Raw genomic sequence first — 14,728 nt, 5'->3', positions numbered from 1 at the left:
CCCGAGAACGGTCCTGGCGGCCCCTGGAACACCCACAGCCCGCCGACGATGAACGTGAGCACGAAGCCGATGCCCGCGAGCACGCGGAGGCCGGGGAAGAACTTGATCCGCGTCTCGATGGCGTCCCAGTTCGCGTCGAAGTAGTCGAAGGAGACGTCGTCGACGCGGTCGGACTCGTACGCCTCGGTGTTCGAGGACTTGATCACCTGAATGCCGCCGAGGTTGTTCTCCAGCCGCGAGTTCATCTTGCCGACCGTCGAGCGCACCGCCGCGTACTTCGGCTGGATGATGCGGATGAACGCGTACGTGAACACGGCGATGATCGGGACGGGCAACAGCGCGACGAGCGCGAGCTGCCAGTTGATCCACACCAGCAGGACGCCGATGCCGAGCACCATCACCGACATCCGAAACAGGGAGTTCATCCCGTCGTTGAGGAATCGCTCCAGCCGGTTCACGTCGTTCGAGAGGATGGACATCATCTCCCCGGTCTGCTTGTCCGAGAAGAAGTCCATGTTGAGCCGCTGCATCTGGTCGTAGGTGTCCGTCCGAACGTCGTGTTGGATGTTCTGGGCGAACGCGTTGAACCCCCAGTTCCGGAGCCAGTGGAACGCGGCCCCGAGCGCGAACGCCCCGGCCAACACCGCGATAGTGAACCAGAACTGCTCGGTCTGTCCGGTCGGCAGCCACGCGTCCGGGAGGAGCACGAGCGGGATCTGCTCGTCGAACGCGGCCTCGTTGCGGAATATCGCGTCGATGGCGATCCCGAGCATCAGGGGCGGAAGGAGGTCGAGGAGTCGGGCGAAGACGCTCGCGAGGATCCCGATGCTCACGGGGAACGTGTAGTCGCGCCCGTAGGTGAGGAACAGCCGCTTCATGGGGTTCTCGATCTTGTCCCGCTGCTCCTCGAACGGGTCGTCCTTCTCCCAGTCGGGACTACTCATCGTGCCGTGGTTTCCCGTACCGATGAATGAACCTTTCCTTCGAACCGAAACGAAGCGGAACCGTTTGCCGACGGATCCTCACACGCTGTGGTTCTCGACCGTGGGGTCCACGTCCGCGGCTTCGAGGTCCCGACGAACGCGCCGTCTGAGCGGGTCGGGGACGGTCGCGCGCGGCACCGGCGCCGCGGTCGCGCCGTCGGACGGCACCCGCCAGTAGAGCACGCACTCGGCGTCGGCGTAGTACTCGACCGCGTATCGGTCGTCGTCGGTCGCGCCGGCGTAGTGCACGCGAGCGGCACCGCCCTCGGCGCGCCAGCCCTCCCGCGTCGTCAGCGCGGCGATGGCGTCGTCCATGGGACACCCTCACGGCGGGAGACGCATAAGCACCGGCCGCGCCGACCCCCGGCTCCTCGACGGGCGGGAGCGGCCGACCGCCGTCCTACTCGGGCCGCGCCTCCGTCACCAGCTCGCCGTCGTGGCGGACCTCGACGGTCGCGGGGACGCCCCCCTCGAAGCTCGCGGTCGCCTCGTAGGCGCGGTACTCGATCGCCTGCGTGCACGCCTCGTCCGGGTCGCTCTCGTCGACGCCCTCGACGGCGACCACGAACGCGTCGTCCTCGTAGCCCGCGGACGCCAGCTCGGGGTAGATACAGCCGTTCGCGGCCTCGAGACAGCCGTCAACGGTCACGGCATCGTCGGCGAACGCGACCGTCGCGGCCGTGCCGGGCTCCGAACAGTCGCCGCGCCGCTCCAGCGCGGCGTCGACCAGCGCGGGCGCGTCGGCGTCGGTCGGGGTCCCGTCGCCGCCGTCGGAGCCGCCGGAGTCCCCGTCCGCGTCGTCCGAACCGTCGCCGGCTTCGGTCGTTCCGTCCTCCGAATCGGTCGGATCGTCGCCGGGCGTCGAGTTCTCGGCGCAGCCGGCGAGCGCCGTCGCGACGCCCGCGGCCGCGCCGCGCAGGATGGTGCGTCGGTGCATGCCTGCTCGGTGGCTCTCGCGGAGAAAAGGCCTTCTGTAGGCTCAAACGGCCGTTTGTCCAATCCCCCGTTCCGCGACCGTCCGCCGCCGACCGGACGAACGCAGTCGCACGCGTGCCGACCGCGCGGCGCGCGGACCGACGCCGCGACCGAAGCCGATACGTTGATTGTCCGCGATGGCGCATGACCGGACATGGTCGAGCCCATCTTCGCCGTCGCCGTCGCGGCGACTCTCGCGACGCTCCTCATGACGGCGGCGATGCTGTCGTTCGTTCGCGGCGCGATGCACAGCGACGCCCACTCCCCGTCCCCCGATCCGGGCAGCGACCCGGTTCCCGAGGACGAGTAGCGCGCCCGAGCCGCGATGGCCGCCCGGCCGACCGGCCGGGCGACACAGCGTGGCGCGCGCCGGCGACGAGGCGTTTCTGCCACCGACTCCGGGAGTGTGTGAACGACTGACGGCGGGGGAACTTATACCTGAGCGACGCATAGCCGGGCGACAAGCCGATGGAAGAGAGCATCTCCGGGTTCAAGGTGCGCGGGGACTGGGGCGACATCGTCGAGCACGGCGAGCGCATCACGCAGGCCCTGCGCGAGGCCGGCGCCGAGGGCGACGCCTATCACGAGTGGGAAGAATGGCGCCCGAAATCCCACGAGCGCATCGACGAGGACGTCTCGGAGAAGACCGCCGAGCAGGCCTCCGTCGCGGAGGGCGAAGGCGAGAAGGCCGGCAAGAGCGCCGGTGAGGACCTCCAGACCGCCGGCGAGAAGCTCTCGGAGTCGTACGAGAAGGTCGAGGAGGGCGACAGCGACGAGGCGCTCGACCGCTGGAACGAGTCGATCGGCCACGTCGCCCGCGCGGCCGACTCCGCGGGCCGAAAGGCGATCCGCAAGGTCGAGGACACCGTCTACCGCAAGGTGATGACGCAGCTCGCGCCGTACTACTTCGACAACGACCTGATCAGCGCCAACGTCCAGCAGGTCGGCCGCGGCGAGGAGGCCGACGAGTTCGTGCTCGAGGTGAACGTCAACGACGACGAGCTGAAAGCCGAGGTCTCCGACATCCTCGCGGAGTACGAGTCGGAGGTCGACCGCTGGCACGTCGAGACCGAGAAGGACCTCGGCAACGCGGCGGCCGCGGAGGGCGTCGAGGTCACCGAGGAGGAGGAGGCCGGCGGCGGCTCCGAGTCGACGCGGACGTAGAGGACGCGGACGTAATCACGGGGCCTTTCTGCGACAGCCGGACCGTTTCCGTGTCCCTTTGAGAGGTCGATCCTGCTGGTCTGGATAGCGACCTCCAGAAAGCCCCAGCCGGCTCTCCGTACGACATTTTTGAAACTGCTGTTGATCCTGCTGATCGGCACAGCAACGCCCAGAAAGCCCCAGCCGGCTCTCCCAACTACTGATCTGGATCTGTTGTCGATCCTGCTGCGTGGAACAGCACCACCCAGAAAGCCCCAGCCGGCTCGACCGGCCGCGGCACACTCTGCGCTCCTCGCTCTCAGCACCGCGCGCTGCGGTGCTTGAGGCGCCGGGGCCGGATCGAGCCGGCTGCCCCTTTCAGTCCCACCCACCGCCCAGCACCGCGACCGGACAGCAGCCTCTGACCTCCCCAGCCTCGCCGGCGGCGCGGCCGCGGAACCGCACCGCATGCGGCCGCGCCGCCGCCTCCCTCGCGCGGTCGCGGCGACACGCTTCGCGGTCGCCGCGGCGCGCGCCGACAGCACGGCACCGCTACAGCATCACGACCGCACAGCACCGCAACAGCACCGCACCGGACTCAAAAAGTGGTCGGAGCGGTTACGACTCGTCCTCGTCGTCGTCGTTCTCCTGCTGCTTCTCGTCCTCGTTTTCTCCGGCGGTCAGGCCGTCGTTATCGTCGCGGTCGAGCGCGCGCGGCGCGTCGTGGTGGTCGGAGTAGCCGTCGAACCAGCGAGCGATGCGCTCGATGCGGTCGACGATGTGGCCCGGCTCGCCCGACCGCGAGAGCTCGTGACCCTCCCGGGGGTAGCGCACCATCCGCGTCTCCACGCCGTTCTTCCGGAGGATCCGGTGGTACAGCTCCGCCGTGCAGATCGGCGTCCGCGTGTCGTCCTCCGAGTGGATCAGTAGCGTCGGCGTGTCGACCTCGTGGGCGTGGCCGGTCGGCGACTGCTCCCAGAGCCACCCCGGCTCCTCGGAGGGGGTCGTGTCGAAGTCGCCCTCCAGCAGCTTGTACGCGCCGTCGGTCGACCCGTAGAAGCCGGTGAGGTCGTAGACGCCGCGCTGGGCGACCGCCGCGCGGAAGTAGTCGGTGTGCCCGACCGCCCAGCCGGTCATGAACCCGCCGAAGGAGCCGCCGGTGAGGAACGCGTTCGAGGCGTCGACGTAGTCGCGGTCCGCGACCTGCTCGACGCCAGCCATCACGTCGGTCAGCGTGGTCTCGCCCCAGTCGCGCTCGATGGCCCGCATGAAGTCGGCGCCGTAGCCGGTCGACCCGCGCGGGTTCGACCAGAAGACGACGTAGCCCCGGGCCGCGAGCGTCTGGAACTCGTGCCACATCGTCCCCGAGGTGGTCCACATCGCGTGCGGGCCGCCGTGGACCTCGACCGCGAGCGGGAACTGCCCGGGGTCGTCGGCCTCGGGGTCGAAGCCGGGCGGGGTCAGCACCCACCCCTGCACCTCCACGTCGCCGCCCTCGGACGCGAACCACAGCTCCTCCGGCTCGCCGACGTGCCGCTCGTCCAGGAACTCCGCGTTCAGCTCGGTCAGCCGGGTCGTCTCGTCGGCCGCGGCGTCGTACGCGAACACGTCGCCGGGGTGATCCCACTCCGAGAGCGCGAGCGCGACGGTGACCTCGTCCGGTCCCGCCGCGTCGCTCCCGCCGACATGGCCACCCGAGATGGCCCCGCGGCGGACCAGCCGCTCGGGGTCGTCGCTCCCGTCGCCGGGTACCGACCACACCGCAGTCTGTCCCTCGTCGGGCGTCGCGAAGTAGACCGTCTCCGCGTCGGGGCCCCACTGCGGCGGCACGTCGTAGCTCACCGACCGGTCGATCCCCGCCGTCAAGTCCGTCACCGCGCCCGACGCGCGGTCGATGACGTGCAGGTCGGTCGGCTGGATCGAAGCCTGCTCGGGCTCCGTGCGGAGGAACGCCACGCGACCGTCCGCGGTCGCCGCGAGCGCGGTGCCCCAGCCGGTCGTGACGTGGACGCGCTCGACCGCGTCGGCCGCGAGGTCGTGGGCGTGGATCGCGATCTCCTCGGAGTCGTCGGGGTCCGCGCCGCGCTCCTCCGCGATCTCCTCGGTGTAGTAGAGCGTGTCCGCGTCGCCCCACTCCGGGGACCCGAAGTCGGCGTCGCCGTCAGTGAGCCGGCTGACCGCCTCGCTCGCCTCGGCGTCTCCGTCTCCCCCTGCCCCGCTCGCCGCGGCGTCGGGGTCGGCCGCGTCGACGTCGACCACGTAGACGTGCGAGCGGCGCCCGTCGAAGTACGACTGCATCGAGCGGTAGACGGTCCGGTCGACCACGCGCGGGTCCGGGTGATCCTCCGGCTCGTACTCATCGGGGACCGACTTATCCCGCCCCTCCTCGCGGTCCTCCCCAGTAACCGACTGGACGAACGCGATCCGGTCGCCGTCCGGTCCCCACGCGACGGCAGAGACGCCGCCGACCACGTCCGTCACTTGCCGGGCTTCGCCACCGTCGACCGGCAGGACCCAGAGCTGCTGGCGGTCGTCGTCCGCGCCGCGCGTGGACGTGAACGCGAGCCGGTCGCCGGAGGGGCTCCACCGCGGCTCCGCGTCGGTCCCCTCCGCGAGCGAGAAGCGCCGATGACCCGAACCGTCGACGCTCGCGACGTGGATCGTCGCCGCGTACTCCTCGTCGCCGTCCGCCTGCTCGCGCACGAACGCGACGCACTCCCCGTCCGGCGAGAGCCGCGGGTCGGCGGGCTTCGCCAACTCGTGGAAGTCGGCCGCCTCGATGGGTTGCTGCTGCATACCGGCCGGTCACGGGCTGTCACCAAAAGGGGCCCGGAGCCGGAAGGCGCCGCCCCGTTCCTTATCACCCATGCCGCGGCAGACGCCGCGTGGTCTGAGCCACACCCGGAGCGAACGAGGCGGTCGCGCGGCGCACCGCTCCGGGAGCGACCGCGCCGCCTGCTCGCCAACGGACACGCAACCCCGCCACCGGACCGGCGGACCGCACGCCCAAGCGCTCAGAACCGCGCCGGCCCGAACCCGTCGAGCACCGCCGGGATCTCGCCCAGCACCGCGTTCGCGACGAGTTTCCCGCTGTAGGGACCCAACTGGAGCCCGGTCGCGCCGTGCCCGGTCGCGAGGTGTGCTCCCTCGACCGACGGCACCGGTCCCAGCACCGGAAGGCGGTCGGCCGAGACCGGCCGGAGGCCGACTTTCGTTTCCGCGTGCCGCGCCTCCGCCAGCCCCGGGGCCACGCGCAGCGCCTCCCGGGACACCTCCGCGATGCCGTCAAGCGTCGCGTGCGGCGCGAACCCCGCCCCCTCCTCGCGGGTCGCACCGACCGCGATCCGCTCGCCGGGCCACGGCACCATGTAGTGCCCGCGGAACCCCTTGACCACCGGCCAGTCGTCGGTCCCCGACAGCGACGGCACCGTCGAGATGTCGAGGTGAGCGATCTGCCCGCGGTGGGGTTCGATCGGGACCTCGGTCCCCAGATCCGACGCGAACGCACCGGACCACGCCCCGCCCGCGACCACCACGTCCGACGCGTCGATCCGATCGCCGTCGGCCAGCGTGACGCCCGTCACGGAAGCCCCGTTGGTCCTGATCCGGGCCACCTCGCCGTCGCGAACGGCCAGTCCGCGTTCCCGACCGACCGCCCGGAGGGCGGTCGCGAAGCGGCGACCGTCGACTCGCCCCGCGTTCGCGAAACGGAGCGCCCGGGCGCCGTCCGCGACCGGCGGGAACGCCTCCTGGAGCGCATCGCCCGCCAGCGACGCCACCGATCCCGGCTCGGGGCGGCCGTACTCCGCGGTCCGTCGCTCCGCCCGATCGCGTACGGCGTCGAGTTCTGCGTGCTCCTCCTCGTCCGCGGCGACGACGACCACCGACGTCTCGGAGTAGCCGTGGTCGTGGCCGGCCGCCGAGAGCTCCGCGGCCAGATCCGGGTAGTAGTCCGCGGCGGCGAGCGCGAACTCGAACCACGCCGTCGAGTCGGTGCGACTGCTCGTGGCGGGCGAGACGATACCCGCTCCCGCGTCCGTCGCGCGCCCCTTATCGCGGCGGTCGACCAGCAGCGCGTCCGCGCCCGCGTCCGCGAGGTGGTACGCGACCGCGGAACCGACGATGCCGCCGCCGACCACGACCGCGTCGAAGTCGCTCATGGATCGGGGAGGGTCCGTCGCCGACAAAAGCGTTCGCGGAGTCGAGCGCAAGAACAGGATAATGTTACCACTACCCGGGTGCAGGACCGGATTCTGCCACTTACCGCGGGCGTTTACAACGGGAGTCGTAACGCCACCCATGTCACACGAGTTCAACTACTCGCGACGGCGGCTGCTCGGCGGCGTGGCCGCGGGCGCGACCGCGGCGACCCTCGCCGGCTGTGCCGAAGACAGCGGCTCATCCGATGGCGGGTCGACGAACGGCACCGCGACCGACGCCGAGTCGACGGCCGAGTCCCGGGACGGCGGCGAGTTGGTCTACTCCCAGCAGGTATCGCCTATCGAGTTCGACCCGCTCGTCGTCAACGACATCTACTCCCAACAGGTCTGTTCGCAGGTGTTCGAACCGCTGTACGCCTACGACGAGGGGACCGACCCGGTTCCGCACCTCGCCAGCGAGGAGCCGACTGTCGAGCGCGACGGCACGCGGTACATCGTTCAGCTCCGTGACGGCCCGCGTTTCCAGAACGGCGACCCCGTGACCGCGGAGGACGTGCGCTACTCGCTTCTCACGCCCATCGAGGAGGAGACCGCGAACAAGCCCGACGTGGACATGATCGACACGGTCGAGGTCGTCGACGACCGGACGGTGCAGATCGACCTCCAGTACGGCTACGGGCCGTTCTTCACGCTGGCGCTGACCCGCAACGTCGTTCCGAAGGCCGTCCGCGAGGAGGACCCGGAGGCGTTCAACCTCAACGCGCCCGTCGGCTCCGGCCCCTTCGAGTTCGTCGATTGGAGCGAGGGCGAGTACGTCGACCTCGAACGCTGGGACGACTACTGGGGCGATCCCGCGCCCCACCTCGAACGCCTGCGCTTCGAACCGGTCGAGGAGAGCACCACGCGCGTCGTCTCGTTGGAGACGGGCGAGTCCGACGTGGCCGACGGCATCACGCCGCAGACGTGGGAGACGGTCCGGGAGGCGGACAACATGAGCCTCCAGTCCGAGCCTGGCATCTCCTACTACTACCTCGCGTTCAACTGCAACGAAGGCCCGACGACGGACCCCCAGGTCCGCGAGGCGATCGACTACGCGGCCTCGATCGATCAGGCCGTCGAGAACTTCATCGAACCGGCCGGGGCCCGGAACTACGGACCGGTCCCGCTCCCGGTCGCCGAATCGTGGGACCTCCCGACCGAGGAGTGGGCCGACATCGCCCACGACCGCGACACCGACCGCGCGGCCGAGTTGCTCGCCGACGCCGGTGTCGAGGAGGACTACGGCTTCCGGATCATCGTCCCGCCGGACGACCTGCGCGAGCAGATCGGGATCTCGGTGTCGAACGGCCTGAACGAGGCCGGCTACGACGCGGAGGTCCGCCGGCTCGACTGGGGGACGTTCCTCGACACCTACGACACCGGCAGCGAGGACGACTACAACCTCTACGCGCTCGGCTGGCTCGGCGGCCCCGACCCCGACTCCTACGTCTACAACCTGTTCCACGAGGAGCAGATCGGCGCCACCAACGGCACCTACTACGAGAACGACGCGGTGATGGAGGACATTATCGCCGCCCGCCGCTCCAGCGACATCGACGAGCGGCGCGAGCTCTACGAGTCGATCATCCCGACGGTGCTGGAGGACCGCGTCCACCTGCCCGGCTACAGCATGCGCGTCTCCATCGGGCTCCGCGACCACGTTCAGGACTTCGTCGCGCATCCGCGGTCACAGTACAACCCGCGGGTCGTCAGCGACTACAACAACGTCTGGCTCGACCGCTGATCGGGGACCTGATCGGCCGACACCGATTCCTTCCGGCCGATCAGTCCGGATCCACACGGCCGCTCGTCGCGCTCCGGAGTCGGTCGGCTAACTCGGCCGCCTCCGCGACCGGCACTCTGATCTCGAAGGTCACGTCCTCCCCGTAGTCGGCCTCGAACTCGACGTCCGCGGACTCGATGATCCCGCGGACGGTCCCCGAGTCGTCGTAGGCGGTCGTCACGACCATCGTCCGGTGGGGGCGCTCCTCGACGACGCCCGCCGCGTCGAGGGCGTCCTGCACCGCGCGGGAGTACGCGCTCACCAGTCCCCCGACGCCGAGGTTCGTCCCGCCGTAGTAGCGCGTGACCACGGCCGCGACGTTTCTGACCTCGCGACCCTGCAACACGTTGAGCGCCGGCTTCCCGGCGGAGCCGCTCGGCTCGCCGTCGTCGCTGGCGTACTCGCGGAGCATGACCTCGCCGTCCCCGGGCCGTCGCTCGGAGGGCTCGCCCGCCGGGACGCGGTAGGCCGGGACGTTGTGCGTGGCGTCCGCGTACTCCTCGCGCACCGTCTCGACGAACGCCTCGGCCTCGTCGACGGAGGCGGCGGGGGAGACGTGGCCGAGGAACTCCGACCCGCGCACCTCGAAGGTCGCGGTCGCGCGCTCCGCGACGGTCAGATACGCGTCCGTCACGGGTCGGGTCCCCCCGCCGGGCTCGTCTCCGTCTCCCCGTCCACGCCGCCGGCCGCCCGGTCGTCCGTTCGGCGCCGCTCCACCACCGCGCTCGTCGGCGGCGCCTTCCGGTAGAGCGCGAGAAACGCGACGACGCCGACCGTCTCGGCGACTTTGGCGACGAGCGCCAGCGGGTCGGCCGCGAGCGCGGCCGGCGTCGACGCCCCGTGCCAGCCGACGTACCCGATCAGCAACGCGGCGAGCGTGCCGGCCCCGAGCGCGTAGAGCCGACGGTACTCCTCGCTAGCGCGGAGGACGGCGGCGCCGACCAGCGCCAGCAGCACCGCGACGGCGAGGAAGACGTACGGGCGCGGGTCGGACGCGCCGATCAGAGGCCACGCCCACAGCGCGTGGGCCGCGCCGGACAGGAGCGAAGCCTGCACGGCGACGGCCCTGAAGACGCCCGCGGTCCGGTCTCCGTCGATCGAGTCACTCATTGGGGAGCGCTTGGCTGCCGGCGATAAAGTCGGTGTCCATCCGCGTCGCTACGGCCGGCACTCCAGCAGGTCGCCCTCGCGAGGGTCAACGTCGTCGCCATACCCCTCCGCCCGCCGAAGGAGATGGGGTGTGAGCAAGTAGTGCGCCCGGACCGCGTTGTCGGCGTGCTCGACGACCTCCCGCAGCGTGACCCCCACCGTCGTCCCGTCCGCGTCGAGAAAACGAGTCCCGTCCTGCTCCGGAGCGCCGTCGAGCGCCTCCCGAACCGCCTCCGAGTCGTCGAACAGGCGCCGTTCTATCGTCTCGCCGGACGCTGCGGCCTCGCGAACGACGCCCGGGAGCGTGTCGAGTTCGTCCGGGAGGTCGTCGACCGGGAGGGGATCCGCATCCGCGGGCGCCTCGCTCGGCGCCGCGACCAGTTCGGTCTCCACCGTCCGCTCCTCGTACCACGTCGTCTCGACGGTGACGGTCCACCCGGCTCCAGCCGAGTGGTGTTCATCGGCCGCGGCAGACTCCTCGACCCGGGGGCTGACGCGCCCGACCTCGTCCGCGTCGTGGTTCACCGCGGTGGCGTTCAGGTGAGCGACCTCGTACGCGGCGACGAACCCCTCGACCGCGGCGGGGTCGTCGGCGTCCGGCGGAAAGCCGGCGTCGTACCCGCGGGTCGTTGGACAGTCGTCAGGGAGGCCGGAACCGGCGGCGTCGGTCGGCTCCGAACCGGGACCGGTCGCCGTCGACGTGTCGGTTCCGTCCGCGGCGTCGGATCCGGTCGGTGCGTCGGCGGCACAGCCGGCGAGCGCGAGGCTCCCGCCGACGGTCGCGAGGAGGGCGCGGCGGCGCATGTCGGGTGGTCAGCGGACGCCGATAAATGTCTTCGGGCGCTACTCCCACGGGTGGCCGCCGGCAGCGTCCGGCCAGAGGGGGTACCAGTACGCCTCGTCGTCCTCGATCTCGAGTTCGCCGTCGAGCACCGACCGCAGTTTGAACTCCGTCCGGTTGTCGCGCTCGTGGTCGCCGTCCGGGACGAAGGGGTAGTAGGCGCCGCGGCGGAACGAGTAGACCCAGTAGGCGCCGCGGTCGTCCTTCTCGAAGCCGAAGACGGCCGCGAGCAGGCGGGAGCCGAACCCCTGCTCGACGAAGGTGTCGGCCGCGAAGTGGACGCTCGTCACGAGGTCTTCAGGATCGTCGTCCTCCAGGACGAACCAGCGGTAGCCGTGGTCGTCCTCGTACTCGTGGTAGCCCGTCCCAGTCTCGAGCTCGCCGGCCTCGAGGATCGCCTCCACCTCGTCGATCGTGTCCTCGAAGGCGGTCGAATCGACGCCGGAGAAGCAGAGCGCCGCCTCGCCGCAGTGGTCATAGCTCAGATCCGCCTCCATCGTGACGTAGGCGGTGGACATCCCGAACAGGTCCTCCGGGTCCGCGTCCCGGGTCGCGTCGGTCTCCGCGCTGGTCCCGAGGACGGAGCGGAGCGTGTCGAGCAGGCCCATTGACTGGTCGATGGTAGGGGGGCCGGGGATTAGGGCGTTTCTACGGCGGTGAGGCAGAGGGGTACCCGCGACCGACCGGTGCTCAGGCCGTCTCCATCTCCGCCTCGAGCTCCCGGAGACGCTCGACGCGCTTCTCGGTGCTCGGGTGGGTGGAGGCGATTCGGCCGATGAACCCCTTCCTGATGGGGATGATGAAGAACGCGTTCATCTCCGCTTCGTCGCGGAGGTCCTCGGTCGGGACGCGGTCCATCGTTCCGTCAATGGAGAGAAGCGCCGAGGCGAGCGCACCGGGCTTGCCCGTGATCGACGCGGCGCCGCGGTCCGCCGCGAACTCCCGATAGCGCGAGAGCGCGCGGATCAGCAGGAAGGATATCACCCAGACGAGCAGCGAGGCGGCGACCGCGATCCACACCGGCGGGGCGTTTCTGTCGTTACCGGCGAACATCCAGCCCCAGCGCACGATGAAGAAGGCGATAGTCGAGAGGAACGAGGCGATGGTCATCACCATCACGTCGCGGTTCTTAACGTGGGCCAGCTCGTGGGCCATCACGCCCTCCAGTTCCTCCTGATCGAGGCTCCGCATCAGGCCAGTCGTCACGCAGACGGTCGCGTTCTTCTGGTTCCGACCTGTCGCGAACGCGTTCGGAACCTGCGTGTCCGCGACCGCGACGGTGGGCTTCGGCAGGTCCGCCTGCTGGCTCAGCCGCTCGACCATGCGGTGCAGTTCCGGTTCCTCGTCCGGGTCCACCTTCCGCGCGCCCATGCTCCGCAGCGCGAGTTTGTCGCTGAAGAAGTACTGCGCAAGCGAGAAGCCGCCGAGCAACAGGAGGGTCACGAAAATCCCCGCGTCGAACACGGAGATGAGGACCCCGACGAACGCCAGATAGAGGGCGAACAGCAGGAACATGGTGAGCGCCATGCGCCCGCGTAACCCCCAGTCGGTGCTCCATTGCATACCCGGCGATAGCGGCCCGGAGCGGTAAAGCCTGCCGGAGGGGCCGCCCGGTGCCGGTTCCACCGGCTTATAACCCACCTCCGATACACCTCCGCGCATGGAGACAGTCATCGTCACCGGCGGCCTCGGTCGCTCCGGACGCTGGATCGTCGACCGCCTCGCGGACCAGTACGAGGTGGTCTGCGTCGACCTGCACCATCCCGGTTTCGAGGCGACACCGGCCGAGAACGTCGACTTCCGCGCCGCCGACCTGGCCGACCGCGGCGAGACCTACGATCTGATCGACGCCGTCGACCCCGATGCCGTCGTCCACTGGGCCGCCATCCCCTCCCCGACCCGCCACGCCGGCGGCCGCGTCTTCGAGACGAACGTCCTCTCCGCGTACAACGTTTTGACAGCCGCGGGCCGTGCCGACGCACGCGTCGTGCAGGCGTCGAGCGAGTCCGCCTACGGCTTCGCCTTCGCCGAGGAGACATCGCTCCCCGACGAACTGCCGATTACCGAGGACCACCCGTGCCGCCCGGAGGATCCCTACGGACTCGGGAAGGTCATCGCCGAGGACGTCGCCGACACCGTCGTCCGCAAACACGACATCTCCGTGACCTCCGTTCGCCCGTCGTGGATCCAGCAGCCCGGCGAGTACAACTGCCGGGACGAGGACAACCTCAAGGAACTCGCCGGCGGCGCCGGTAACTGCTGGTCGTACGTCGACGCCCGCGACGTGGCCGACCTCGTCGCCGCCGCCCTCGCCGACCCCGTCGACGGCCACGAGGCGGTCCACGCCGCCGCGGCGGACACCTACCTCGACGGCTCCGTCGTCGACGCGTGTCTGGCCTTCTGGGGCGAGGTCCCCGACGACTGCGGCCTCGACGCCGACGGCGACGCGTCCGCGCTCTCGACGGCGAAGGCCGAGCACCTGTTCGACTGGACGCCGAGCCACACCTGGCGCGACGCCGCGACCGCCGACGTGGACGCCCCCTCGCTGACGGAGTCATGAGCGGCGAGCGCGAGACCGTCCTCGTCACGGGCGGACTGGGGAGCTCCGGACGCTGGGTCGTCGACCGCCTCCTCAACGACTACGACGTGGTCTGCGTCGACCTCGACCACCCCGGCTTCGAAGCCACGCCGCGCGAGGGACTCGACTTCCGAGCCGCCGACTTGACCGACCGCGGCGAGACGTACGACCTGATCGGAGAGGTCGATCCCGACGCCGTCGTTCACTGGGCCGCCATCCCGGTCGCCGGCGAGCACCCCGACGGGACGACGTTCGAGACGAACGCCCTCGCCGCGTACAACGTCCTGTCCGCCGCCGGGCGCGCCGACGCCCGCGTCGTGCAGGCGTCGAGCGACGGCGCCTACGGCTTCTTCTTCGCCGACCCGACACCCCTCCCCGACGCGCTCCCGATCCACGAATCGCACGACCGACTGGCAGAGGATCCCTACGGACTCTCGAAGATCGCCGCCGAGCGATGCGCCGACCGGACCGCGCGTCGCGACGGCGTGTCCGTCACCTCGATCCGCCCCTCGTGGATCCAGTTCCCGGGCGAGTACCCATGTCGAGAACCCGAGTACGTCGAGGACCTCGGTGCGGGCGCCGGGAACTTCTGGTCCTACGTCGACATCCGCGACGTGGCCGACCTCGTCGCCGCCGCCCTCGCCGACCCCGTCGACGGCCACGAAGCCGTCAACTGCGTCGCCGCCGACAACGCGCTCGGACGACCGCTCGTCGACCTCCTGCGTCGCCACTATGGAGCGATCCCCGACGACTGTGCGGTCGCCGCCGACTCCGACCGCTCCGCGTACGCGATCACAAAAGCCGAGCGCCTGTTCGGCTGGACGCCGAGCCGCTCCTGGCGCGACGCCGCCGACGAGCGCGTCGAGGGGCCCGAACTGCTCGAGGGCTGAGCGAGGAACGCCCGAGGCGCTGCCGCCCGCCGAGTTCTCTCCTCTCCGATCTCACAGCGTCGCCACTCGCCAACCGGACCTTCTCGAAAACACCTCTCCGCGTCACACAGCACTGCCGCTCGCCAATGAATCAGTATGAGTATGAATGGACAGACGGCGAACCGGTACTCCCAGAGGGTCTCCCACT

General features: G+C 70.4%; 15 protein-coding genes. 5 read left to right on the top strand and 10 right to left on the bottom strand.

Annotation, left to right across the window (positions count from 1 at the left end; genetic code table 11):
* The 3 genes from AN233_RS18160 to AN233_RS14295 all read right to left on the bottom strand — a co-directional run.
* Positions 1-944 (bottom strand): ABC transporter ATP-binding protein (locus tag AN233_RS18160; RefSeq protein ID WP_245626087.1); only part of this gene is annotated, 944 nt, incomplete at its 3' end.
* A gap of 78 nt (positions 945-1,022) precedes the next feature.
* Entirely contained in the window at positions 1,023-1,298 is a 276-nt protein-coding gene (locus AN233_RS14300) for a DUF7538 family protein (RefSeq protein ID WP_058367448.1), read from the bottom strand.
* Positions 1,299-1,383: 85 nt separating this feature from the next.
* On the bottom strand, positions 1,384-1,920 hold the full coding sequence (locus AN233_RS14295) for a hypothetical protein (RefSeq protein WP_058367447.1): 537 nt from the start codon (positions 1,918-1,920) through the stop codon (positions 1,384-1,386).
* Positions 1,921-2,112: 192 nt separating this feature from the next.
* Between AN233_RS14295 and AN233_RS17485 the strand changes: the two genes are divergently transcribed.
* Together AN233_RS17485 and AN233_RS14290 are read left to right on the top strand one after the other, a co-directional pair.
* On the top strand, positions 2,113-2,268 hold the full coding sequence (locus AN233_RS17485; protein ID WP_176696703.1) for a hypothetical protein: 156 nt from the start codon (positions 2,113-2,115) through the stop codon (positions 2,266-2,268).
* A 158-nt stretch (positions 2,269-2,426) separates the two neighbouring features.
* The gene (locus tag AN233_RS14290) at positions 2,427-3,122 is read left to right on the top strand and encodes a DUF5828 family protein (RefSeq protein WP_058367446.1); all 696 of its coding nucleotides are present in this window, start codon (positions 2,427-2,429) and stop codon (positions 3,120-3,122) included.
* A 597-nt stretch (positions 3,123-3,719) separates the two neighbouring features.
* Here the strand turns inward: AN233_RS14290 and AN233_RS14285 are convergent.
* Positions 3,720-5,897: a S9 family peptidase gene (locus tag AN233_RS14285; protein ID WP_058367445.1), complete on the bottom strand. Its 2,178-nt coding sequence runs from the start codon at positions 5,895-5,897 to the stop codon at positions 3,720-3,722.
* Between the two features lie 218 nt (positions 5,898-6,115).
* The gene (locus tag AN233_RS14280; RefSeq protein WP_058367444.1) at positions 6,116-7,261 is read right to left on the bottom strand and encodes an NAD(P)/FAD-dependent oxidoreductase; all 1,146 of its coding nucleotides are present in this window, start codon (positions 7,259-7,261) and stop codon (positions 6,116-6,118) included.
* 139 nt (positions 7,262-7,400) lie between these two features.
* On the opposite strand from AN233_RS14280, the gene AN233_RS14275 reads away from it, so the two are divergent.
* Positions 7,401-9,044 (top strand): ABC transporter substrate-binding protein, encoded by a 1,644-nt coding sequence (locus AN233_RS14275; RefSeq protein ID WP_058367443.1) that lies wholly within the window; start codon positions 7,401-7,403, stop codon positions 9,042-9,044.
* A 40-nt stretch (positions 9,045-9,084) separates the two neighbouring features.
* Here the strand turns inward: AN233_RS14275 and AN233_RS14270 are convergent, their stop codons facing one another.
* The 5 genes from AN233_RS14270 to htpX all read right to left on the bottom strand — a co-directional run bounded on the left by AN233_RS14270 (position 9,085) and on the right by htpX (position 12,636).
* Positions 9,085-9,717 (bottom strand): IMPACT family protein, encoded by a 633-nt coding sequence (locus AN233_RS14270; RefSeq protein ID WP_058367442.1) that lies wholly within the window; start codon positions 9,715-9,717, stop codon positions 9,085-9,087.
* A complete protein-coding gene (locus tag AN233_RS14265) occupies positions 9,714-10,193 on the bottom strand; it encodes a hypothetical protein (RefSeq protein WP_058367441.1) in 480 nt (159 codons plus the stop codon). The genes AN233_RS14270 and AN233_RS14265 overlap by 4 nt, the downstream gene beginning before the upstream one ends.
* A gap of 48 nt (positions 10,194-10,241) precedes the next feature.
* Positions 10,242-11,036: a hypothetical protein gene (locus AN233_RS14260; RefSeq protein WP_058367440.1), complete on the bottom strand. Its 795-nt coding sequence runs from the start codon at positions 11,034-11,036 to the stop codon at positions 10,242-10,244.
* 39 nt (positions 11,037-11,075) lie between these two features.
* Positions 11,076-11,681, bottom strand: a complete 606-nt coding sequence (gene pspAB / locus AN233_RS14255) for a PspA-associated protein PspAB (protein ID WP_058367439.1) — start codon at positions 11,679-11,681, stop codon at positions 11,076-11,078.
* 82 nt (positions 11,682-11,763) lie between these two features.
* Positions 11,764-12,636, bottom strand: coding sequence for a zinc metalloprotease HtpX (gene htpX / locus AN233_RS14250; protein WP_058367438.1), 873 nt, complete (start codon positions 12,634-12,636; stop codon positions 11,764-11,766).
* A 97-nt stretch (positions 12,637-12,733) separates the two neighbouring features.
* Between htpX and AN233_RS14245 the strand changes: the two genes are divergently transcribed.
* Together AN233_RS14245 and AN233_RS14240 are read left to right on the top strand one after the other, a co-directional pair.
* Positions 12,734-13,633: an NAD-dependent epimerase/dehydratase family protein gene (locus AN233_RS14245; RefSeq protein ID WP_058367437.1), complete on the top strand. Its 900-nt coding sequence runs from the start codon at positions 12,734-12,736 to the stop codon at positions 13,631-13,633.
* Entirely contained in the window at positions 13,630-14,541 is a 912-nt protein-coding gene (locus AN233_RS14240) for an NAD-dependent epimerase/dehydratase family protein (protein ID WP_058367436.1), read from the top strand. The genes AN233_RS14245 and AN233_RS14240 overlap by 4 nt, the downstream gene beginning before the upstream one ends.
* Positions 14,542-14,728 lie beyond the last annotated feature (187 nt).

It is taken from the genome of Haloparvum sedimenti (assembly GCF_001462205.1).
In the GTDB taxonomy this organism is placed as follows: Archaea; Halobacteriota; Halobacteria; order Halobacteriales; family Haloferacaceae; genus Haloparvum; species Haloparvum sedimenti.
Note: the sequence above shows the minus strand (reverse complement) of the source record. Positions and strands in the feature narration are given on the sequence as shown.

Coding starts and splice junctions, on each gene's coding strand:
- AN233_RS14295 (WP_058367447.1), bottom strand. CDS start 1,920: ATGCACCGACGCACCATCCTGCGCGGCGCGGCCGCGGGCGTCGCGACG.
- AN233_RS14290 (WP_058367446.1), top strand. CDS start 2,427: ATGGAAGAGAGCATCTCCGGGTTCAAGGTGCGCGGGGACTGGGGCGAC.
- AN233_RS14260 (WP_058367440.1), bottom strand. CDS start 11,036: ATGCGCCGCCGCGCCCTCCTCGCGACCGTCGGCGGGAGCCTCGCGCTC.
- AN233_RS17485 (WP_176696703.1), top strand. CDS start 2,113: ATGGTCGAGCCCATCTTCGCCGTCGCCGTCGCGGCGACTCTCGCGACG.
- pspAB (WP_058367439.1), bottom strand. CDS start 11,681: ATGGGCCTGCTCGACACGCTCCGCTCCGTCCTCGGGACCAGCGCGGAG.
- AN233_RS14265 (WP_058367441.1), bottom strand. CDS start 10,193: ATGAGTGACTCGATCGACGGAGACCGGACCGCGGGCGTCTTCAGGGCC.
- AN233_RS14285 (WP_058367445.1), bottom strand. CDS start 5,897: ATGCAGCAGCAACCCATCGAGGCGGCCGACTTCCACGAGTTGGCGAAG.
- htpX (WP_058367438.1), bottom strand. CDS start 12,636: ATGCAATGGAGCACCGACTGGGGGTTACGCGGGCGCATGGCGCTCACC.
- AN233_RS14275 (WP_058367443.1), top strand. CDS start 7,401: ATGTCACACGAGTTCAACTACTCGCGACGGCGGCTGCTCGGCGGCGTG.
- AN233_RS14300 (WP_058367448.1), bottom strand. CDS start 1,298: ATGGACGACGCCATCGCCGCGCTGACGACGCGGGAGGGCTGGCGCGCC.
- AN233_RS14280 (WP_058367444.1), bottom strand. CDS start 7,261: ATGAGCGACTTCGACGCGGTCGTGGTCGGCGGCGGCATCGTCGGTTCC.
- AN233_RS14245 (WP_058367437.1), top strand. CDS start 12,734: ATGGAGACAGTCATCGTCACCGGCGGCCTCGGTCGCTCCGGACGCTGG.
- AN233_RS14240 (WP_058367436.1), top strand. CDS start 13,630: ATGAGCGGCGAGCGCGAGACCGTCCTCGTCACGGGCGGACTGGGGAGC.